The organism is Psychrobacter sp. 28M-43 (assembly GCF_014770435.1).
GTDB lineage: Bacteria > Pseudomonadota > Gammaproteobacteria > Pseudomonadales > Moraxellaceae > Psychrobacter.
The window spans coordinates 2,203,898-2,223,986 of record NZ_CP061739.1 but is presented as its reverse complement, the minus strand read 5'-3'; the positions used below and the strand labels follow the sequence as shown (position 1 = coordinate 2,223,986).

The 20,089-nt window shown below is 42.6% G+C and carries 19 protein-coding genes and 1 other RNA gene; 12 read left to right on the top strand and 8 right to left on the bottom strand.

Features of this window, described 5'->3' with window-relative positions; translation table 11 throughout:
• The 4 genes from IEE84_RS09245 (at position 1) to adk (ending at position 3,498) form a co-directional block, all read left to right on the top strand.
• The gene (locus IEE84_RS09245; protein WP_191113956.1) at positions 1 to 678 is read left to right on the top strand and encodes a DsbE family thiol:disulfide interchange protein; all 678 of its coding nucleotides are present in this window, start codon (positions 1 to 3) and stop codon (positions 676 to 678) included.
• Positions 675 to 1,232: a cytochrome c-type biogenesis protein gene (locus tag IEE84_RS09240; protein ID WP_101206370.1), complete on the top strand. Its 558-nt coding sequence runs from the start codon at positions 675 to 677 to the stop codon at positions 1,230 to 1,232. Before IEE84_RS09245 ends, IEE84_RS09240 begins: the two co-directional genes overlap by 4 nt.
• A complete protein-coding gene (gene ccmI, locus IEE84_RS09235; protein WP_191113955.1) occupies positions 1,229 to 2,509 on the top strand; it encodes a c-type cytochrome biogenesis protein CcmI in 1,281 nt (426 codons plus the stop codon). Before IEE84_RS09240 ends, ccmI begins: the two co-directional genes overlap by 4 nt.
• A 335-nt stretch (positions 2,510 to 2,844) precedes the next feature.
• Positions 2,845 to 3,498, top strand: a complete 654-nt coding sequence (gene adk / locus IEE84_RS09230) for an adenylate kinase (RefSeq protein ID WP_180952604.1) — start codon at positions 2,845 to 2,847, stop codon at positions 3,496 to 3,498.
• Between the two features lie 192 nt (positions 3,499 to 3,690).
• On the opposite strand, the gene secB is transcribed toward adk, so the two are convergent.
• From secB to rsgA, 4 genes are all read right to left on the bottom strand, one after another.
• Complete coding sequence (gene secB / locus IEE84_RS09225) at positions 3,691 to 4,143, bottom strand: protein-export chaperone SecB (protein ID WP_057760989.1); 453 nt, start codon at positions 4,141 to 4,143, stop codon at positions 3,691 to 3,693.
• A gap of 192 nt (positions 4,144 to 4,335) precedes the next feature.
• Entirely contained in the window at positions 4,336 to 4,599 is a 264-nt protein-coding gene (gene grxC / locus IEE84_RS09220; protein ID WP_021813631.1) for a glutaredoxin 3, read from the bottom strand.
• Between the two features lie 343 nt (positions 4,600 to 4,942).
• A complete protein-coding gene (locus tag IEE84_RS09215) occupies positions 4,943 to 5,398 on the bottom strand; it encodes a rhodanese-like domain-containing protein (protein ID WP_057760987.1) in 456 nt (151 codons plus the stop codon).
• A gap of 221 nt (positions 5,399 to 5,619) precedes the next feature.
• Positions 5,620 to 6,723, bottom strand: coding sequence for a ribosome small subunit-dependent GTPase A (rsgA, locus tag IEE84_RS09210; protein ID WP_191113954.1), 1,104 nt, complete (start codon positions 6,721 to 6,723; stop codon positions 5,620 to 5,622).
• A gap of 230 nt (positions 6,724 to 6,953) precedes the next feature.
• Here rsgA and orn point away from each other — a divergent pair, with 230 nt between their 5' ends.
• Complete coding sequence (orn, locus tag IEE84_RS09205; RefSeq protein WP_057760984.1) at positions 6,954 to 7,541, top strand: oligoribonuclease; 588 nt, start codon at positions 6,954 to 6,956, stop codon at positions 7,539 to 7,541.
• A gap of 118 nt (positions 7,542 to 7,659) precedes the next feature.
• On the opposite strand, the gene IEE84_RS09200 is transcribed toward orn, so the two are convergent.
• Both IEE84_RS09200 and IEE84_RS09195 read right to left on the bottom strand, forming a co-directional pair.
• A complete protein-coding gene (locus IEE84_RS09200) occupies positions 7,660 to 8,544 on the bottom strand; it encodes a UDP-2,3-diacylglucosamine diphosphatase (protein ID WP_191113953.1) in 885 nt (294 codons plus the stop codon).
• A gap of 123 nt (positions 8,545 to 8,667) precedes the next feature.
• Positions 8,668 to 9,183 carry a peptidylprolyl isomerase gene (locus IEE84_RS09195; RefSeq protein WP_057760980.1) on the bottom strand — a complete coding sequence of 172 codons (516 nt, stop codon included), beginning with the start codon at positions 9,181 to 9,183 and terminating at the stop codon, positions 8,668 to 8,670.
• Positions 9,184 to 9,495: 312 nt separating this feature from the next.
• Here IEE84_RS09195 and IEE84_RS09190 point away from each other — a divergent pair, with 312 nt between their 5' ends.
• From IEE84_RS09190 to IEE84_RS09175, 4 genes are all read left to right on the top strand, one after another.
• Complete coding sequence (locus IEE84_RS09190) at positions 9,496 to 11,235, top strand: glutamine--tRNA ligase/YqeY domain fusion protein (RefSeq protein WP_191113952.1); 1,740 nt, start codon at positions 9,496 to 9,498, stop codon at positions 11,233 to 11,235.
• Between the two features lie 439 nt (positions 11,236 to 11,674).
• Complete coding sequence (locus IEE84_RS09185; RefSeq protein ID WP_057760978.1) at positions 11,675 to 12,313, top strand: peroxiredoxin; 639 nt, start codon at positions 11,675 to 11,677, stop codon at positions 12,311 to 12,313.
• A gap of 220 nt (positions 12,314 to 12,533) precedes the next feature.
• On the top strand, positions 12,534 to 13,196 hold the full coding sequence (locus tag IEE84_RS09180) for a glutathione S-transferase family protein (RefSeq protein ID WP_191113951.1): 663 nt from the start codon (positions 12,534 to 12,536) through the stop codon (positions 13,194 to 13,196).
• A 313-nt stretch (positions 13,197 to 13,509) separates the two neighbouring features.
• Complete coding sequence (locus IEE84_RS09175) at positions 13,510 to 14,460, top strand: META domain-containing protein (protein WP_191113950.1); 951 nt, start codon at positions 13,510 to 13,512, stop codon at positions 14,458 to 14,460.
• A gap of 162 nt (positions 14,461 to 14,622) precedes the next feature.
• On the opposite strand, the gene ruvC is transcribed toward IEE84_RS09175, so the two are convergent.
• Positions 14,623 to 15,207: a crossover junction endodeoxyribonuclease RuvC gene (ruvC, locus tag IEE84_RS09170; RefSeq protein WP_057760973.1), complete on the bottom strand. Its 585-nt coding sequence runs from the start codon at positions 15,205 to 15,207 to the stop codon at positions 14,623 to 14,625.
• A 259-nt stretch (positions 15,208 to 15,466) separates the two neighbouring features.
• Here ruvC and IEE84_RS09165 point away from each other — a divergent pair, with 259 nt between their 5' ends.
• Entirely contained in the window at positions 15,467 to 16,099 is a 633-nt protein-coding gene (locus tag IEE84_RS09165) for an FxsA family protein (protein ID WP_057760971.1), read from the top strand.
• Positions 16,100 to 16,205: 106 nt separating this feature from the next.
• Here IEE84_RS09165 and ssrS read toward each other — a convergent pair.
• Positions 16,206 to 16,401: non-coding RNA, 6S RNA (ssrS, locus tag IEE84_RS09160), on the bottom strand.
• 247 nt (positions 16,402 to 16,648) lie between these two features.
• Between ssrS and gpmI the strand changes: the two genes are divergently transcribed.
• Together gpmI and IEE84_RS09150 are read left to right on the top strand one after the other, a co-directional pair.
• The gene (gene gpmI, locus IEE84_RS09155; RefSeq protein ID WP_165597015.1) at positions 16,649 to 18,307 is read left to right on the top strand and encodes a 2,3-bisphosphoglycerate-independent phosphoglycerate mutase; all 1,659 of its coding nucleotides are present in this window, start codon (positions 16,649 to 16,651) and stop codon (positions 18,305 to 18,307) included.
• 234 nt (positions 18,308 to 18,541) lie between these two features.
• Positions 18,542 to 20,017, top strand: a complete 1,476-nt coding sequence (locus IEE84_RS09150; RefSeq protein ID WP_191113949.1) for a S41 family peptidase — start codon at positions 18,542 to 18,544, stop codon at positions 20,015 to 20,017.
• Positions 20,018 to 20,089: the final 72 nt, after the last annotated feature.

Sequence of the window (20,089 nt, the reverse complement as noted above, 5' to 3'; positions counted from 1 at the left end):
ATGACTACCTCAAACAATGAACCTGATAAAAAAGCTCAGCAAGAGGTTGTCAACGACCCTAAAGTTGCGAGCAGCAATAAAGTAAAAACTAAGAAAAAACTTAAAATTGGGTTTTTGATTCCGCTGGTTATCTTTATTGGTTTGGTCGCTATGCTCTATATGCGTTTGGGCAAACCGACTGATATCGTGACCAATACAGCGCTTGAGCGTCCAGTACCTGCTTTTGAGTTGCCATTATTATCAGATACCAGTCGTATCATGACCAATGACAACTTGCCAGATAAGCCATTCCTCATGAATATTTGGGGCTCCTGGTGTCCAACTTGTATCATTGAGCATCCTTTTCTAATGAAACTAGAAGAGCGCGGTGTTAACTTGGTGGGCGTAAACTACAAAGATGATATTGGTGATGCGTTAGGGTATCTGAATCGCGGTGGCGACCCGTTCTCTATGTCTATTCAGGACTTGTCAGGGCAGTTCGCTCTTGACTTAGGTCTGACTGGTGCGCCTGAGACTTTCATCGTTGATGGTGATGGAATTATTCGTCAGCATATCATCGGTGAGATCAATGAGAGCAATTGGCAAAGTCGTATCACGCCTTGCTTGATGGTGCTCAATGACGCTAGTAATAATGGTGTCAGTCCAGATCCAAGCCAAGTTGCGGAGGCGTGCAAATGATAGCCTACCAAATAAGAAAGGCGACCATAAAGTTAGCAAGCTTGTTTATCGCTTGTCTATTGAGTATGGCAAGCTTTGCTGCCATTGATGTCTATGATTTTGACTCTGTGCAACAAGAAGCCCAGTATCGCGGTCTCATCGAAGAGCTGCGCTGCCCGAAATGTCAAAACCAAAACTTGGCAGGGTCTGATGCGCCAATTGCGCAAGACTTAAAGCAAAAAACCTATGATTTGATAAAAGATGGTCGTAGTGATGGCGAAATCCGAGCCTATATGCAAGAGCGTTATGGCGACTTTATCAGTTATAAGCCACCAGTACGTCCTTCAACATGGATTTTATGGTTTTTCCCGCCATTATTATTAATCGTTTTATTAGTCGGTTGGTTTTGGCAAAGTAAACGCCGTCAGCTTGTCGCCAGCGGCGAGAGTGGTGTAGCAGTAGACAACCACGTTAAAGCGTTGTCTGCCGCTGAAAAAGCAGAACTTGATCGCTTATTGTCACGAGCCAATAACGATGACAAAGACGACACTACAAGCCTTGGGGGCAAAAAATGACCATATTTTCTACTGTTGGCTTATTTATTGCGCTAAGTTTACTTGTCGCTCTACTATTAGGTGTTATAACCATTAAGCCGTGGTTAAGAGCACCGCGTTCGCATAGTAAGCCCGTAGACAATCAACTGCTGGATATCAACGTTGCTGTGTTTCGTGAGCGACTAGCAGAGCTGAAAACAGACAAAGACAGTGGTATCATTGATGACCATCACTATCAAAACCAAAAACTTGAGCTTGAACGTCAGCTTTTGGATGCTCAGCGTGAAGTGTCACCGATGATCACGCCAGGTATCAAAAGCCGATTGATTATTATGGTTTGGGTACCTGTATTAACGGCCATGGCATATCTGATGGTCGGTGATCGCACACCTGTCTTTGAGCTGTGGGCAAGCGAGGACAAAGTCGGTCAAGTGGCGGATGACTTACTGACAGGTAGAATCGATCAGCCACCTGCTTGGGCAATTGAGGATGGTAATCAGCTGATTAGTGCCATGCAGACTAACGTTTATCGTCATGCCAGTGACTATAATCGCTGGATGCGCCTATCGGAGCTGTTCTTATCCTTAGAGGCGACTGATTCGGCACTAGAAGCGTTGTCGCGCGCTTATCGTCTATCACCTGATAACGAAGAGATTGCGACCACTTATGCGCAGATCAGTTTCTTTGCTAATAAAGGTCAGTTAGATGCCAATAGCCGCCGAGTGTTAGAAAACATACTAGTCACAAACCCAGAACATGAAGGCGCACAAATGCTTATGGCGATGGGTGAAGCACGTGCTAGTAACTTCGATCAAGCGCAAGGCTGGATTAAACGTCTGCGTGACAGTATCGCGGCCAAACCGGGTGATCATACGCAAGCGCTATCAAGTCTAGATGAGCTTAGTGCTAATGTGGTGATGCAGCAGCAGCAAGCCTCTGAAGGCGTCGAAGTGACCATCAAAATTAATGCTAGTCTGTTACCATTGGTAAAAGCTGACGATACGCTATTTGTAGCGATACGTGACGTGAAAGGTGGTCCACCATTTGCTGCTAAGCGTCTACCGATTAGCAATATCAAACAAGGTGAAGCGGTTATTAGCCTAAGTGATCTTGATGCTATGATGCCAGAGCGTACCCTAGGATCGGCTCGTTCTGATAAAGTACAGCTAGCGGTCATCGCTCGTATCAGCCATAGTGGCAATGCTACCGCAGAGTCAGGCGACCTCTCAGGCAATCCAGTGGTAATCAGTGCAGAACAAAATCAGGTCAACGTGGAGATTAATCAACAAGTGCCATAGTCATAGTAGTCATATAAGTACTGGACGCTAATGGTATTTATTATACAGACGCTGTTGCTCAGTACGGACGCGAGCAGCAGTGCTATGATTGTTCTAATTTGATAGAGATGTGAAGTGAACCCAGATATATAAATGGGTGTTTCAAACGCAGTCAATTCTGCTACTTTTTATCTTGAATTGACCATGTATGAACAGATAAGTCATGCCAACTTATCACATCAATAATGAAAATACTTGAGCTTTGCAGGGCCACAAGGTAAGGTAGCTTTGCAAACAACTAATCCCAAAGTTTTATTAATCCCAAAATCCTATCTATTAAGGAGAGTCGTGTAATGATGCGTATTATTTTACTAGGACCACCAGGCGCCGGTAAAGGTACCCAAGCCCAGTTTATTTCTAAAGAATATGATATTCCACAGATCTCAACTGGCGACATGCTACGTGCAGCAATTAAAGAAGGTAGCGAGCTTGGCAAAAAAGCCAAAGATATCATGAATGCTGGTGGTTTGGTTTCTGATGACCTCATTATCAACCTAGTGAAAGAGCGTATCGCTAAGCCTGATTGTGTGAATGGTTGTATCCTAGATGGTTTCCCGCGCACTATTCCTCAAGCGCAAGCACTTGCAGACGCTGATGTTGCTATCGACCATGTTATCGAAATCAGTGTACCTGATGACGAAATCGTTAGCCGTTTGTCTGGCCGTCGTCAGCATCCAGGTTCAGGTCGTGTTTATCATGTCGATCACAATCCACCAAAGGTTGAAGGCATCGATGACGTCACTGGTGAAGCGCTTATCCAGCGTGAAGATGACCAAGAAGCGACTATTCGTGACCGTCTATCTACTTATCATGAGCAAACGTCAGCATTGGTTGGCTTCTACCAAGACAAAGCTAAAGAAGGCGATGATGCGCCTAACTATGACAAGTTTGATGGTACGCAAGGTATCGATGACGTTAAGCAGCAAATCCTATCTGCACTAAAAGGCTAGTTATCGATGTTAGCTAAGTAATTTAGCCAGTCGATGTAGTCGTTGAAGACCCTGTTTAATAGCAGGGTTTTTTTATGGCCAATGATTTTACACCTCATAAAAAACACCCACAAAAAAACCGCTTACTCATTATAAGTAAACGGCCTTTTATCAAATATACGACTGGTAGATCTCATATATTTTAATTAATGCCTATGCATTACCTTGAGCATCAACTTGTGCTTGCTGTTGGCTCTGTGCATACGCTTGATCAAAGTTCACAGGTGCTAGTAGCAATTGTGGGAAGCTACCACGCGTCACGATGTCACTGATGACTTCACGAGCATATGGGAACAACACGTTAGGGCAGTATGCGCCCAAGATTTGACCGATTTGATCTTCTGGAATATCTTTTAGTAAGAAGATACCTGCTTGATGCACTTCAGCGATAAATGCTGCTTCTTCCGCATTTTTGGCAGTAACGCTCACAGTTAGGATGATTTGATAATGATCGTCATCTAGTTTTTCAGCGTTGCTAGACAAATTGATATCAAGCTCTGGGTTCCACTCTTTGGTGAATACGCTAGCGCCTGGTACTTCAAGTGACATGTCTTTCACGTAAATGCGTTCTAGTGCCAATTGTGGTTGTGCTTGTTCTTCAGCCATGGTAAATCCTCTAAAATTAAATCAAATGATTGGGCAAATCGTCATTTTAATAAAAGTTCATTGTAATATAAATCGAGACTATTTTTTGGTATTGTCTCGATATTTTTTATTATTACTTCTTACTACTCTATTAAAACGTGCCACTGTCTATCTTTACATAAATAAAGACAGACAGTAAAGAAAGGTAGCAGATTAACCTGCCAATAGCTCGTCAAGTTTGCCTTGCTGGTTCATTTGGTTAAGTTCATCAAAACCACCGACAAAGGTTTCACCAACGAAGATTTGCGGCACAGTGCGGTAATTATTGGTTTTTTTCATTAACGCTTGACGCTCTTCGCTGCTCATATCGTGCATGCCGATTTCTTCATAATCAACACCTTTGGTTTTTAGTAGTTGTTTGGCGTTTGAGCAGTATGGGCAGATAGGGGTAGTGTAAACTTTTACAGATACAGTCATGGTAAATCCTTATTTATAAATTTATGGGATAACAAACGTATTATGGAGAGCATAATAAATTATCATAGTCTAAGCGTTGGTATAGTCTGTTATCAATGAGTAAAGTAAAAATGCACTCGGTGATGCTGATTACTAAAGTGGGGATGGGCACAACAAATTCAAGCCGTTTTGGCTCAAAACGTATTTTAGTGCTATAAAACATGATAAATAGAATATAAAAAATAAACCACAAAAAAAGACACCCAATAAAGAGGTGTCTTTTTTATATAGCGTCAGTCAGGTCACATAGACATCAGCTAAGCGATTTGTACAAACGCTTCACTTAAGCGCCTATACAGGTCTGTTACTTGCTTAGACTTGGTTTTGTTTTACCTTTAGCCTTTGCTTTGGCGTCTTTTACACCAACCAACGGCATGCCAGCGCCTTGCCAGCCGCCAATACCGCCTTCTAAGCGATAGACACTATCTTTACCAATCATCTGAATCGCAGCGCCTGCTTGGACGCCCATGTCACAGATGATAATCACTGGCTGCTCAATCGCGCGAATCTCTTCTAAGCGGTCTTTGAGGTCAGTGAACGGTATGTTGCGGCTGCCCTGAATATAGCCTGATTCAAACTTCTTCTTAGCGCGAATATCGATAAGTTGCGCGTTTTGAGAATTGACCATCATGCCAAGCGTGTTAGGCGATATTTTTCTACCGCTACGTTTGTTTTCAATCGTAAAAAACAGTATAGCAAGTACGGCTAATATACCAAATAAAAACGGGTGGTTGCCCACAAATTCCAGCGCACGATCCAAACCATACCTCCAAAAAAATAAGTGTTCTATTAAGCTGAGAAGACAGCCCAATGATAATGAACAAGGCGCTATTATACCGATAAGGCCATCTATAGTAAACGGGCGATGACACGGGCAGTAATTGAGCGGTTATTGCACCTATCTATGGATCTTCTCAGCCTAATAAAAATATCTACTCACAAGACCGTGTTTAATTAAAGCGAACAGTAACAATCCAAATACTAATAAGGCTTAGTATCTGCCTCTTCTCGTAGCGTGACGAGATTTTCAACGCGGCGCTGCAATACCTCACCATCAGCCACTGCTTGCCATAGTGCGCAGCCTTTGCTGTTATGGGTGTGACGACAGTCACGGAATTGGCAATCACCGGACAATGGTGCCAGCTCGACGAAGCCTGAAATAATATCATCAGGAGTAAGATGCCAAATACCATACTCACGAATCCCTGGTGTATCTACGATACCGCCTTGAGTGAGGTCTTCGGGGTTGAATGGCAGCAGTCGACTGGTCGTCGTGGTGTGCTGACCAAGCTTAGAGTTTTGTGAGATGATATTGACGCTCTGTCCAGAGTCAGGTAGAAGGGCATTGATTAAACTGCTTTTGCCGACGCCAGATTGACCCGCGAAGATCACCAGCTTTTTATCTATATAACGCTTTAGTTCATCAAGGCCTTCTTGCTCATCGCTCTCAGCGATATTTTCAGGGCAATCGACCGAAGTTAGAACACTTTCATAGCCAAGTGCGGCATACTGCGCCAATAATTCATTGGTGTCTACGCCGTTCTCTTCTGCCAATAAATCGGCTTTGTTGAGTACCAATAGTGGTTTGACACCTGCATGATGGCATACCACGAGATAGCGATCAATCAGCGTTGGTGCGGCGGCAGGTAATGGTGCAAAAACAATCGCCAAAATATCGACGTTGGCGGCAACAGGTTTGAGCTTATGATAGCGGTCAGGACGAGAAACCAGTGATGTACGCGGTTTGACCGCTTCGATACGACCAAAGCCAGTATTAGAATCGGCATTCCAGCGTACTTGATCACCAGCAGCTAGCATCGGTAGATTGGTACGCACATGACAGCGCCAGATATCATTCAATTCAAGCGTTTGCCAAAACGGCTCAGGATCATCAGGTGCAATCTCTGGCTGCTCAGGTATGACAGCTGGCAGGCTAGTGACTTGTACTTCTAGTTGCTTACCGTAATGCGCCATGACCACGCCATCCATCAAACTGTCATCAATACTATCTTGGTTGGACAGTTGCTGCTTGTCGATGCGACGAATCTGTTGTTTAGTCAGTTTGCGTTGCCGGATTAATGCCATGGGTTTTTGACCTATTATAAAAATATTGCTAAGTGTAGCGTGAAAATTTGCTAACATACAGCCTAAAGCGTCTGCGGCAGACAGGGGTTTTGTAATATTTTGGCTGATTGCTAGATTTTTTGAATCAATCAGTGCATTGCAATGCTATCTGAATATGAGTATTCAACCGTAATACGTTTTTTAAATTATGTTTAAAACTGTCCCAAAATTTAATGACCATAGGATATTGTATGACTACCGGTGACCATCCCAACAAGATTAAAATCAAAAATCAAGGCAAAAAAGGGCTGGTGTGGATTGATTTAGAAATGACCGGACTTGATACCTTAAACGATGAGATTATCGAGATTGCTACTGTCGTTACTGACGAAGATTTGAATGTACTTGCTGAAGGGCCTGTGTTTGCGATCAAGGTATCGGATCAAGTCTTAAACAAAATGGATGACTGGAATACCAAGCAGCATGGTCAATCAGGATTGGTCGATCGTGTGCGTCGTAGTACGGTGACATTGGCAGAAGCCGAAGCGGAGACCATCAAGTTCCTGAATAAATGGGTTGATAGCGGTAAGTCACCAATGTGCGGTAACTCTATCTGCCAAGATCGTCGATTTATGGCGCGCCAAATGCCAGAGCTTGAGCGTTTCTTCCATTATCGCAATCTTGATGTGTCGTCTATCAAAGAGCTTTGTTTCCGCTGGCGTCCTGATATCTTAAAGAACTTCGAAAAAGGTGGCAGTCATTTAGCCTTAGATGATATTCGTGACTCTATCCGTGAGCTAAAGCATTACCGTCAGCATTTCTTTAAGCTAATACCTTAAAAAACTGGCAAGAGATAAGCTATTTAAAAGTATAGTAAAAGAATTGTAGTAAAAAACAAAAGGGTCTGTTGATATTTCAACAGACCCTTTTGTTTTTTAGATAGGTTCAACGATCAAGTCAAACAAGCATTGTAAACTCAAACAATTCAAACTTAGCATCATTACCGCTTAAATCGTTACTACTAAAACCGTCATTTGAATGCTCGTCATCTGTCACTGCACCAATCACGGCGCTAACTTTCGGCTGGCGCGTATCTTTATCTAACAATCGCCAGTCGCCAAGCACGTAGCGCTTTTTATCAGCAGTCACCTGATGAACGTCTGGTCGATGAGTATGTCCGTGCAATAATGCATCGCTAGTAGTGATGGCTTGACGTACGGCTTTATCATTCACATCCATGATATGAGCAGCTTTGTTCGCATTATTCTGCTGGCTTTTTTTGCGCATATTATCTGCAATTGCCAAGCGTTTTTCTAATGACTTATTGAGTAGATACCACTGAGTTAAACGGTTACGCATAATTTTGCGAAAGAATTGATACTTTTTATCATCAGTACAGAGTGCGTCACCGTGTTCTAAGCGGTAATTCTGCTGACCAACAGGCAAAGTATACGGCTCGCTGATTAGCTCACCGCCGAACAGATTACAAAACGGCTGTCCTAACAGAAAGTCACGGTTACCGTGCATGACCAATATCTCACAGCCATTGATACGTAACTGCTTGAGCTTGACGATAAGCGGTGTCAGCCAATGTGCTATCTGCTCATCCTCTGACTTTTTCTCTTTTAATAGGGACAAGTAGGTATCATCACCTAGCCACACCTCAAACCAATCACCCAATATAAAGAGGCGTTTGAGCGCAGGCAGAGCGAGACAGTCATCTAATAGCGCCAAAAAAGCCTGCACTAAGGCAGGCTCCTGAGGCGATAAATGCAAATCGCTAATCAATACTTGCCGCACTTGATGAGGGCGGGTTGTGATTAAGTGATTAAAACTTTGCATTTATCTTGGTCCTCGTGACTTATCGTATAGCGAGCATGATTTAATAAATTCTACTAAAAAATGCTCGCTCATTCACAGCTGTCGCTAAGTAACTATTACTGAATAGCTGCTATTGAATGAATATTACTGAGTAATGATGGTTGCTGAGTTGATAACAACTGGCTCTTTTGGCACATCAGCATGCATGCCGAAACGACCAGTTGGTACGCTGCGCATTTTTTCGATAACGTCCATACCGCTTGTTACTTTACCAAATACGGTGTAACCCCAACCTTGCATGTTTTTGCCAGAGTGGTTTAGGAAGTCGTTGTCTTTTACGTTGATGAAGAACTGGCTAGTCGCTGAATGCGGATCTTGGGTACGCGCCATTGCGATAGTACCTTTGTCATTTTTTAGACCATTGTCCGCTTCGTTTTCGATAGGTGCATTGGTTGGTTTTTCATTCATTTCAGCGTCCATTCCGCCGCCTTGAATCATGAAACCATCAATGATGCGATGGAAAATTGTACCGTCATACTGACCAGATTTTACGTAGTTTAAAAAGTTTTCTACGGTTTTTGGTGCTTTTTCTTCGTTGAGTTCGATAACGATCGCACCCATATTAGTTTCAAGTTCTACTACTGGTGGCATGTCTACCATGGGATATTCCTTTTTGATTGCAGCGCCTTAAATAGCACTATTGTGAGTGGTGGTTAAAAAGTTACGGGTAGTCTAACGGCTTTTTTATCCCGTGTCATGTATCAGGCTGTTAATGCGTTTGCGAAACCTGATAGAATAACGCAACTTTACCCATTTTTAACAAATTTTGATAATGCGGTCGCACTATCTAAGTTTTAATATTCTCGCTTTATTTTAATATTCTCGTTTTATTTTAACACTTTAGTTTAAACGTTTCGTGATGCGTGATGGCACGCACCATGAACTGACAATTTGCGTTAGGAGCAATGCCCGATGAGTGATCACTCAAGCAACAATGCACAAAAAGACGAACCAAAAAACGATTTTATTCGTAATATCATTCGTGACGATGTCAATGCGCAAAAATACCAGCAAATTGTAACGCGCTTTCCGCCTGAGCCAAATGGCTACTTGCATTTAGGTCACGTAAAATCTATCTGCTTAAACTTTGGTGTGGCCAAAGAGTTCGGCGGTGTGTGCAATCTACGTTTTGATGACACCAACCCAACTGCTGAAAAGCAAGATTACATCGACAATATTAAAAACGATGTGCAGTGGTTAGGTTTTGAGTGGGCAGGCGAGGCGCATCATGCTTCAGGTTATTTTGATCAGCTACATGCATGGGCAATTCAGTTGATTGAGCAAGGCGACGCTTATGTTGATTTGCAAACCCCTGAACAGATCAAAGAAAACCGTGGTTCATTTAATGAAGCGGGAACGCCTTCACCATATCGTGATGCCAGTGTTGAAGAAAACCTAGCCCTTTTCAACGATATGAAAGACGGCAAATACGCTGAAGGAAAGGCTATTTTGCGTGCCAAGATTGATATGGCCAGCCCAAATATGAACCTACGTGATCCTGTTATCTATCGCGTGATGCATCAAGCGCATCATCAGACTGGTGATAAATGGTGCATCTATCCAATGTATGACTTTGCTCATCCACTCTCGGATGCGTTAGAAGGAATTACCCATTCATTATGCACGCTTGAGTTTGAAGATCATCGTCCATTTTATGATTGGGTCATTGAAAAAATCGGCTTTGACGTACCGCCGCATCAGTACGAGTTTAGCCGCTTAAACGTTGATCATACATTGACCAGTAAGCGTAAGCTAAAACAACTGGTAGATGAAGGTATCGTCAGTGGTTGGAATGACCCACGCATGCCAACCGTCGCTGGCATGCGTCGCCGTGGTTACACGCCAGAGGGCTTGCGTGATTTTTGTGAGCGTGTGGGTGTGACCAAAGCGGATAGTGTGGTTGATTTCCGTTTGCTAGAGTTTAGCGTTCGTCAATCGTTAGAGACGACAACTGGTCGCGGTATGGCGGTGCTAAAGCCATTGAAAGTGACGATTACTAACTTTAGTGAAGCGGTCAGCAGTTGGGAGTCGCAAAAAGCCGATAGCGTTAATGCACGTTTTGACGATGCGACTCAGACGCTTTGGTTGACTCAGCCCAACCATCCTAACGTCGATATGGGTGAGCGTGAGATTCCATTCACCGAAACGCTATACATTGACCAAGGTGATTATGAAATTGAACCGCCTGCAGGCTACAAGCGCCTCTCTCCAGAAAAGCCAGAGATTCGTCTGCGTAATACTTATGTGCTAGCCGTCACTGAACATATCACTGATGAAAATGGCAATGTCGTTGAGCTAAAAGCGACGATCGACCCTGCTACTTTAGGCAACAACCCTGAAGGGCGTAAGGTCAAAGGCGTGATTCATTGGGTATCAGCCAGTCAAGGTGTGCCAGCGACAGTCCGCATGTATGAGCAGTTATTCAGTGCTGAGGACCCAAGTGGCATCGCTGATGTTCATCAAGCGCTAAACCCGAACTCGCTCACTGAGCTAAACGCAGTGGTTGAGCCATCTTTGGTCAATGCAGATGCTGGCACGCGCTTCCAGTTTGAGCGTGAAGGTTACTTCATCTCTGATAGCGAAGATCACAGCACTGATAAGCCAGTATTTAACCAAATCGTTAGCTTACGTGATAGTTATAAGCCAGCTTAATTTATGTTGGCTTAGTATTTAAAAGTATCCTTATCCAAATAGATATTTTGAAATAATACTGAACAATAGTAGTTTGCAAGTTAGCCCATTTCTAGTACGCTAGGAATGGCCTTTTTTGTGTGCAGTTATAAAGTTAAGTATGATTATAGTGCGAATTTTGCTTATGGGATGCAGGGATGCAGGGATGGTGGTTTAATTATTTATCAAAGCTGCTTGTCCATAAAATTCATTAAAAAATTTGTCCATCAGCTTAGAGGTAAATGGAATAACCGCATTACAATCCGTCACAAGACATTCATAACCAGTTTGTTAAGATAAAGTCAGTTTTTACGGATGTGCTTTATGTTATATTTGATAGCTGAGCACGTCGATGATAATAATAGAACGCGAGGCCGACGTGTCGATATAAGCGTTCATTCACATAGCTAAGGAATCAAGCATGGCACATTTACGTTTAGGTGATACCGCACCAAATTTTGACGCTACAACCACAGAAGGTGACATCAATTTTCACGAGTGGGCAGGTGATCATTGGGTCGTTTTCTTCTCGCATCCAGCAGATTTTACGCCAGTATGTACCACTGAGCTTGGTCGCGCCGCTGCACTGAATGGCGAGTTCCAAAAGCGCAATGTGAAGCCGATTTGTATTTCTGTTGATAGCCTAGAAGATCACAAAGCGTGGGCGAGCGATATCGGTGAGACTCAAGGCACAGATATGAACTTCCCAATCATCGCTGATCCTAATAAAGAAGTCGCTGAGCTATATGACATGATGCATCCTAATGCCGATAGCACTCATACAGTACGTAGCGTCTTTATCATTGATCCAAGTAAAAAAGTTCGTTTAACGCTGACATATCCTGCTAGCTGTGGCCGTAACTTTGATGAAATTATCCGTGTAATTGATGCACTACAGTTGTCGGATGAGTATAACATTGCGACACCTGTAGACTGGAAAGATGGCGACGATGTGATCATTCCACCAAGTGTGAAAAATGAAGATATCGCTGCAAAATATCCAAAAGGTCACAAAGAGATTAAGCCGTATCTACGCACCACACCTGCACCAAACAAATAATTAGACTGATGTGTAAATGTGATTAAATAAAGCCCCATGACTCAAGGTTATGGGGCTTTTATTATTTCTATTTTATGATTAATAACACTTTGCCATGATGGCCAGATTAGGCTATAACTGTGGTATAGCGTATCAATCGTTTATGCTTATTAGTACAATAACCATAATAAAGCGTATCAGCACTAAATCGCTGTCCAATCATTCTTACAAGGAGTTTGCTATGAAAAAACTATATATTACCCGTACAGCGCCTAATCCACGTAAAGCGCTTATCTTATTGGCTTCAAAAGGTATCGATGTTGATGATATGGATGATGTCGATGTGATCGATATTGATTTTGCGGCAAATGAGCAAATGTCAGAAGCATTTACGCAAATGAATCCGATGCAGACCGTACCTGTTTTGACCTTAGATGATGGTACAGTACTGAATGATTCTCAGGCAGTTTGTGAATATCTGGATCGTGTTTATGGTGAGCGTTCGGTCATGGGTAATGATGTGGTACAGCGTGCGCAAGTTTGCTCTATGCGCCGTGTTGCAGAGTTTGAAGTGATGTATAACTTGATGCTCGCGTTTCAGCACAGTCATCCATCTAAAGCACAACGTATTGAGCAAGTGCCCGAGTTCGTCGCACCATCAATTGCTCGTGCGGTCAAAGCTATGGCGTATTTTGAGACGATATTAGAAGGTCGCGAATACCTAGTAGGTGAGCAATTAAGTTTTGCGGATATCGTGCTATATCTAAGCTTGGATTTTGGTAAAGTATTAAAAATTAATCCTAATGAACAAGGCGAAAACCTAGCCCGTTTTTATCAAAAGATGAATGAACGCTTCAGTATTAAAAATATGGCTAAAGCCAAACCTGCCAGTGTGAATGACTAAAAGGTTCTAGAAAAATAGTTTAAATCATAAAATTTATCTATTAACCTATCCGATAAATTGATCGCCATAAAGCAAAACAGCTAACCTCAATCGTTAGCTGTTTTTTTATGAAACATAATAAAAATCAACATTTCGTTACATAGGTTAATAGTGCCAAGGTTATAGTAGTTAATCTAGCTTAGTTATATCAATTATGTTTTTAAAACGTTTATTTAAGAAGAATATTTTTAAATTGTGACTTCTTTTGAATAGATTTTTGAAACATAGATGGTACGCGAGATAAGTTGTACAAGCTTACTAAGAGGTATGTAATATGGTAGGTAGCCGAAACAAGCCAACGTTAAAAGTACTGCTATTACCCAGTATGATGGCAGTTAGTCTGATGCTAAGTGCGTGTCAAAAAGAAGCAGCGTCTAGCGAAAATGATATATCAGAGGGTGCTGAAACTGGCGAGATGACAGACTCAGCCGTAAGTGAAGGTCTGGTATCTAGTATGAGCCCTACATTAGACGAATCTGAACCTGTCGAATTAACCACTCAAGACAAGCTGACGACCACCTTATCTCATCATCGCTGGACGTTAGTAAACGCAGTCGACGCCAATGAACAACTTATGGCTGAATTTGCGAATATCAACAGTCAGGTAACGCTTGCATTCAACCAATATCAAGGGCAAGACACGCTAAGCTATAGCGTAGGCTGTAATACGATTAGTGCTGGCTATCAATTAGAAGGACATACCTTAACTACTGAAGAGGGTATGAGTACAAAGATGTCTTGTGGCGAGCTAGATGTGGCAGAAAACACTTTGAATACGTTGATGCAGGGCAGTAGTGAGTTCAAAATTGATCAAGGCGATCACCCAGTATTGACCCAGTTTACCGACGACGATGTGACTCTGGTTTGGAATGGTAGGCTTACTGCACAAGCGAAATATAACAGTAAGGGTGAAACAGTATTTTGGGCAGTAAACTCCGAGACTGTACCTTGCGAAGCAGGTAACTCTGAGCAGTGTCTACAAGTTAAGCCTATTACTTATAATGATCAGGGCATTAAAACTCACGAAGGACAGTGGCGAGTATTCGTTGGTGAAATCGATGGCTATCAGCATGACAGCAAACACGAAGAAGTATTACGCTTACAACGCTATCCGCTAAACATCGATGAATTATCAGAGACTAATGAGCCAACTAAAGATGATACTGCTGATGAAAAGTATGCCTATATCTTAGATGCCGTGATTGAAAGTGCAGTTGTAGAGTAGCCTATTGTAGTTTGAGCTTTGAAATGCTCATAGTCATAAAAAAACACGCGTCTAATAGCGCGTGCTTTCTTATGGGATATTTACTTTGCTGTTTATCTATTTTGACGCGTTTCTGCTTCAACACCTCGCTATCTTAACGCCTCGCTGTTTTAACGCTGATCTTTAACGCAAGTTACCCAAATCTTCTTCAGTCAAACGCCAACGACCTTTTTTCTTAGAAGCACCGCGACCACGCATAGCGCTATTCAATATTAACTTATTCATTGAATGGCTTGAGTGAGCATGACAAATTGCGCAGGCAAGTCCATCGGCAGCATCTTGTTGCGGTACGACTTCTAACGCTAATATCCGGCAGACCATCTCCTGTACTTGTTCTTTGGCCGCCGCTCCGTAGCCACAGACGGCTTGTTTGATTTGCCGAGCCGTATATTCTGACACTTCTAAATCTAGTGCAACCATTGCTGCAATCGCTGCACCTCTTGCTTGCCCGAGCTTAAGTGCGGAGTCAGGGTTTTCTGCCATAAATACTTGCTCAATCGCTGTATAGATAGGCTCGTCAGCATATTTTAAATGATGCTGTGTGATACGGGTTAGTCCATTAAAGATACGCTTGAGGCGTTCAGGCATCTCTTTGGTATCTGTGCGAATCGTCCCTGCATCGATATAGGTCAGCTTGTCACCTGTCTGCTGTACTATCCCATAACCAGTCATGCGTGACCCTGGATCAATGCCTATAATAATTGCCATAATATTCCGTCTTGCTTACCTGTCATTTTATATTTAGTCTTATATAAATTGGATACGATGTCAGACTCGCTTAGCCTACTATTCGTAGTACTGGCTTCCGCCTTCCTTCTATCCAAATTATATTGTACCGACTATATGGCTTAAAAATTAGCCTTAAGTTTGATAGTATAGCAACCAATCCCCATATACATCATATGTTAGCCATTTTAATTTTCATGGCGCTCAATTTATTGGTTTTTATTTTATAGGATGACACTTTATGGGTCAGATAGTTGGTATAGCCATCGTTTGGTTTATTATCGAGATGCTACTGTGGTATTTGCTTGCTCAATTTATGAGCGGCTGGTGGGTGTTTATGTGGTTTATTATCGCCGCGGTTATCGGTATCTCCTTGATGCGCAAAGGTATGGCTGCCCTTAATCCAATGGCACAGCAAATGAAAGCTGGTGGCATGATGAACCCTGCGATGCGTCCGCCAGAGACCACGATGATTAAGAGTATAGCGATGGCAGCTGCAGGTATTTTATTGCTTATTCCTGGGGTACTTAGTGATTTAATGGCGCTATTGGTAGTATTGCCACCTGTGCAGAAAAAGCTAAAAGACTTGGCTAATAATTACGTCATGAATAACCAGCAAAAAATGATGGAAATGATGGCGAAGCAGATGGGTGGTCAAATGGGCGGCGGACAAAATCCATTTGGCGGGGCTGGTGGCATGGGCGGTCAAAACCCGTTCGGTGGCGCAGGTGGCATGAATGGCCAGAATCCATTTGGTCAACAGCAGCAAAACCCATTTGGTGATGTGTTTAAACAGCATACTACGGTTGATGGTACTGCCAAAAACATCCCTAAAGATGTAAAAAAGATTACTAAATCTGCTAATGACGAATAACTATTTAGTTAAATCATAAGCATGAAAAAAGCCCCTCTCATCAACGATGAAAGGGGCTTTTTGGTGGTAGTAAATAAATTATAAGGAATATATTTACTAACCGAATGAAACAACCGAAGTGCCGCTGTAAGATGGTGACCCATGAACCGTGAAGTTCAGGGCGGATGCGTCATCATCTCTGCAGGTTTCCTGATACACCGCAAGCGGTGCAGGCATACACAATGAGACAATAGGTACCACATCCTGGTAAAGCATTATCGGCTCAGGGAATAAACATCTACTAGCCAACACTTCAGAATAGTTTTATCTTAACCAATGAAAAGAGTGATTGCAAGTCTGAATTACAGATTGATACGTAGCTTGGTTAATTGGCCGCATTCATATTATCTTGTATAGAAAAATCATCGCAAGATAACCCTATAAAATTATTCATAAACTCACGAAAAATGCTCAGTTTTTCAGCTATTTCAAGATGTGTGTTAATATAGAGGGCTTTATATTCCCTTACACAGCATTATAGGCGTTCATTCACTCGAGGAGCGGTAATATATGACCAGTACCCAACAAGCATCAGACTCTATTGATAATAACAAAACACAGCTTAGCAATAACCAAGACGGTGCACAGAATAAAAAAATACCGCATGTCTTGATGATATTGGACGGCTTTGGTCATCGTGAAGAAGATAAAGATAACGCCATCGCTGCTGCCAATATGCCAAATTTAGACAAGATTTATCAGCAATATCCTCATGGCCTGATTTCTGCCTCAGGGGAAGATGTTGGTTTGCCAGATGGTCAGTTTGGTAATTCAGAAGTCGGTCACATGAACTTAGGGGCGGGGCGTGTTCTTTATCAGGACTCAACACGTATCTCAAGTGAACTTGCCAATCGTGAATTTTATAAGAACGAAGCATTGGTCAATGCCGTAAAAGCGGCCAATGAGCGTGGCGGTAACGTCCATATTATGGGCTTGCTTTCTGATGGCGGTGTTCACTCTCATCAAGACCATATCGAAGGTATGTGTCATTCAGCATTGGTCCATGGTGCCAAGAATGTCTTTATTCATTGTTTCTTAGATGGCCGTGATACCCCGCCTAAATCTGCTGATAAGTACATCAATCGTCTGCGCGACTATATTGATAAATTGAATGCTCACTACGAAGGTGGTCGCGTACAGATTGCAAGTATCATTGGACGCTACTATGCAATGGATCGCGACAATCGTTGGGATAGAGTGCAAAAAGCCTATGAGCTGATTACTGAAGGCAAAGCTGATCGTCTATCGACACGGGCAGATGGCGCTGTTCAAGCTGCTTATAAAGCGCGTGAGACCGATGAATTTGTCAGTCCAACGACCGTAATTGGACGTGATGAAGTGCCATATACTGTTAATGATAACGACGCACTTATTTTTATGAATTTCCGTGCTGACCGTGCTCGTGAGCTTGCCCAAGCGTTTGTCTTGCCAGACCATGAGTTTTCTGGGTTTGCGCGTCAAAAACAGCCAAAACTGGCGGCATTTGTGATGCTAACTAAGTATTCAGATGTCCTAGCTGACAATCCAAAAACCAGCATTGCTTACTACCCAACGTCTTTGGCCAATACATTGGGAGAGTACTTGCAGGATCAAGGAAAAACTCAACTACGTATCGCTGAAACTGAAAAATATGCGCATGTGACGTTTTTCTTTAGTGGTGGCCGCGAAGAAGAGTATCAGGGTGAAACCCGTATATTAGTGCCATCTCCAGACGTTGCAACTTATGATCTACAGCCTGAGATGAGTGCGCCTGAAGTCACTGATAAATTAGTAGAAGCGATTGAGTCTGGTAAGTATGATGTATTGGTGGTCAATTATGCCAATGGTGATATGGTTGGGCACACAGGTATCTTTGATGCAGCAGTAAAAGCGGTAGAGGCTTTAGATGTATGCGTTGGCCGTATCGAGTCAGCAGTCCGAGCTGCTGGTGGTGATATGCTTATCACAGCCGATCATGGTAACTGCGAGCAGATGCAAGACTACGAAAGTGGTCAAGTACATACACAGCATACGACAGAGCATGTGCCATTAATTTATGTAGGTGAGCAAAAGTTGCAAGTACGCCGTGGTGGTAAACTTAGTGATGTGGCACCGACTATTTTATCACTGATGAATGTTGACGCCCCTGCCGAAATGACAGGTGAGAGCTTATTGGTTCCAGCAGTCTAGACCAGTCGAATTAAAACACAGTACTTGAATAACTGTGGTTTATACTGATTTGACAGCTGTATTAGAAGATATTGAAAAGGAAAGGATAACCTATTATCCTTTCCTTTTTTTGTGATATATTTTACTTAATTTACTTGCAATACTATGCTAGTTCGAAATATGCGTTTGGTGCTATCTTATAAATCGCTATATAACGATAAATTCGTATTCTCTATTATTCAAATGAGTTCTTTTATGCAGCTTATTTCTTTTGCACGTTCTTTTTTATCCAAAGGGTTAAGTAAATCAGTAGGGAAAGCATCAGTCGCGTCTACGGTTTTGCAGCCTGCAATTTTAATAGGTGTGCTTGGTTGTGCGATTAGCATAAATGCACAAGCAGTAGGAGTAGGGGTGAAAGCTTCTACAAATAATAATCCTACAAATGGCCTGCAGCTCATCAGTTTAAATGCAGATGAGATAGCGGATGAAAACGACGCTGATAATTTATCGAACATTGCTGATATGTTAGATGTCGCCGATGAGCCAGATGACTCGATAGATAGTGTGCCAGATGAAAGCGCGCTAACGGATGATGTTGATGATATTGATACGGACATTCCAGCAGAGGTCGCACAAGTATCGCTAAATGCTATCTCTCCTGAGACGCTAAAGACATTTGTGGCTGTGGTGGATTTAGTACGTCGTCAATACGTCGATGCGGTCAATGACGAAGAATTATTTAGCAATGCGATGAGCGGTATGCTGACCAAACTTGACAGCCATGCTGAGTTTTTGGACGCAGAAGCTTATGAGAACCTGCGTGCTTTTACTGAGGGTGATGTTGGTGATATTGGTATTAAAGTTAATTACCAGCCAGAGGCAGGATATTGGGTCGTGACAGAGGTTATCGATGATTCACCTGCAGACAGAAAAGGCATCGCAGTTGGTGATTATTTGCATCAAGTTGATGAGTTTAAGCTAGACGAAGGGCGACAGGTCAATGATGTTGAGCAGCTCTTATCGGGTATTGCCGGTACGCAGGTAGATATCATTACTTCTAAAGCTGGTCGCCGTAAGCACACAACGACGTTGCAGCGTAATAATAGTCATCCGCAGATTATCGAGACCAAACTGGTTGATGGCATTGCTATTGTTAAATTACCGGCGTTTCAAAACAACAGCCGTGAGAAATTACTAGAAGGTTTAATTAACCTAAACGCTCCTATATCAGGAATTTTACTAGATATGCGAGATAATCCAGGTGGTGTACTGACATCAGCAGTAAGTATGGCCAGTTTATTTATGGATGATACTGATGTGGTGCAGGTGCAAGCACGTCAAAATAAATCACGGGTACTATCGACTCAAGGTGATGCGATACTTAAACCTTTGCCATTAGTGGTATTACAAAATCGCTATTCAGCATCAGCGGCAGAGGTGCTTGCCAGTAGTTTACAAGCACGAAAACGCGCTACTATTATCGGTGAAGTCAGCTATGGTAAGGGCTCAGTACAATCGGTCATACCGCTAAACGATGAGCAAGCCGTCAAATTGACTGTGGCCAATTATATGACGGCAGCAGGCAAACAAATAGATGAGATCGGCGTAGAACCTGATGTGACTTTATCAGGCAGCGAGAACACGTGGGAACAGCAAGCATTAGAATTAGTAAAAGCGCGCGCGCTTGATTCGGGTATTCGCTTTGTTAGAAAAAATGCTACTAAAGAATAGATTTTCGTAGCAGTCAATTAACCGCGCATACCATCCAACGTTTAAAAATATTTGAAGATGACGTTTAAAGGA

What these genes read in the sequence shown, in the direction of transcription:
- IEE84_RS09245 (WP_191113956.1), top strand. Translation starts at nt 1, where the DNA reads ATGACTACCTCAAACAATGAACCTGATAAAAAAGCTCAGCAAGAGGTT.
- IEE84_RS09240 (WP_101206370.1), top strand. Translation starts at nt 675, where the DNA reads ATGATAGCCTACCAAATAAGAAAGGCGACCATAAAGTTAGCAAGCTTG.
- ccmI (WP_191113955.1), top strand. Translation starts at nt 1,229, where the DNA reads ATGACCATATTTTCTACTGTTGGCTTATTTATTGCGCTAAGTTTACTT.
- adk (WP_180952604.1), top strand. Translation starts at nt 2,845, where the DNA reads ATGCGTATTATTTTACTAGGACCACCAGGCGCCGGTAAAGGTACCCAA.
- secB (WP_057760989.1), bottom strand. Translation starts at nt 4,143, where the DNA reads ATGGCTGAAGAACAAGCACAACCACAATTGGCACTAGAACGCATTTAC.
- grxC (WP_021813631.1), bottom strand. Translation starts at nt 4,599, where the DNA reads ATGACTGTATCTGTAAAAGTTTACACTACCCCTATCTGCCCATACTGC.
- rsgA (WP_191113954.1), bottom strand. Translation starts at nt 6,723, where the DNA reads ATGGCATTAATCCGGCAACGCAAACTGACTAAACAACAGATTCGTCGC.
- orn (WP_057760984.1), top strand. Translation starts at nt 6,954, where the DNA reads ATGACTACCGGTGACCATCCCAACAAGATTAAAATCAAAAATCAAGGC.
- IEE84_RS09200 (WP_191113953.1), bottom strand. Translation starts at nt 8,544, where the DNA reads ATGCAAAGTTTTAATCACTTAATCACAACCCGCCCTCATCAAGTGCGG.
- IEE84_RS09195 (WP_057760980.1), bottom strand. Translation starts at nt 9,183, where the DNA reads ATGGTAGACATGCCACCAGTAGTAGAACTTGAAACTAATATGGGTGCG.
- IEE84_RS09190 (WP_191113952.1), top strand. Translation starts at nt 9,496, where the DNA reads ATGAGTGATCACTCAAGCAACAATGCACAAAAAGACGAACCAAAAAAC.
- IEE84_RS09185 (WP_057760978.1), top strand. Translation starts at nt 11,675, where the DNA reads ATGGCACATTTACGTTTAGGTGATACCGCACCAAATTTTGACGCTACA.
- IEE84_RS09180 (WP_191113951.1), top strand. Translation starts at nt 12,534, where the DNA reads ATGAAAAAACTATATATTACCCGTACAGCGCCTAATCCACGTAAAGCG.
- IEE84_RS09175 (WP_191113950.1), top strand. Translation starts at nt 13,510, where the DNA reads ATGGTAGGTAGCCGAAACAAGCCAACGTTAAAAGTACTGCTATTACCC.
- ruvC (WP_057760973.1), bottom strand. Translation starts at nt 15,207, where the DNA reads ATGGCAATTATTATAGGCATTGATCCAGGGTCACGCATGACTGGTTAT.
- IEE84_RS09165 (WP_057760971.1), top strand. Translation starts at nt 15,467, where the DNA reads ATGGGTCAGATAGTTGGTATAGCCATCGTTTGGTTTATTATCGAGATG.
- gpmI (WP_165597015.1), top strand. Translation starts at nt 16,649, where the DNA reads ATGACCAGTACCCAACAAGCATCAGACTCTATTGATAATAACAAAACA.
- IEE84_RS09150 (WP_191113949.1), top strand. Translation starts at nt 18,542, where the DNA reads ATGCAGCTTATTTCTTTTGCACGTTCTTTTTTATCCAAAGGGTTAAGT.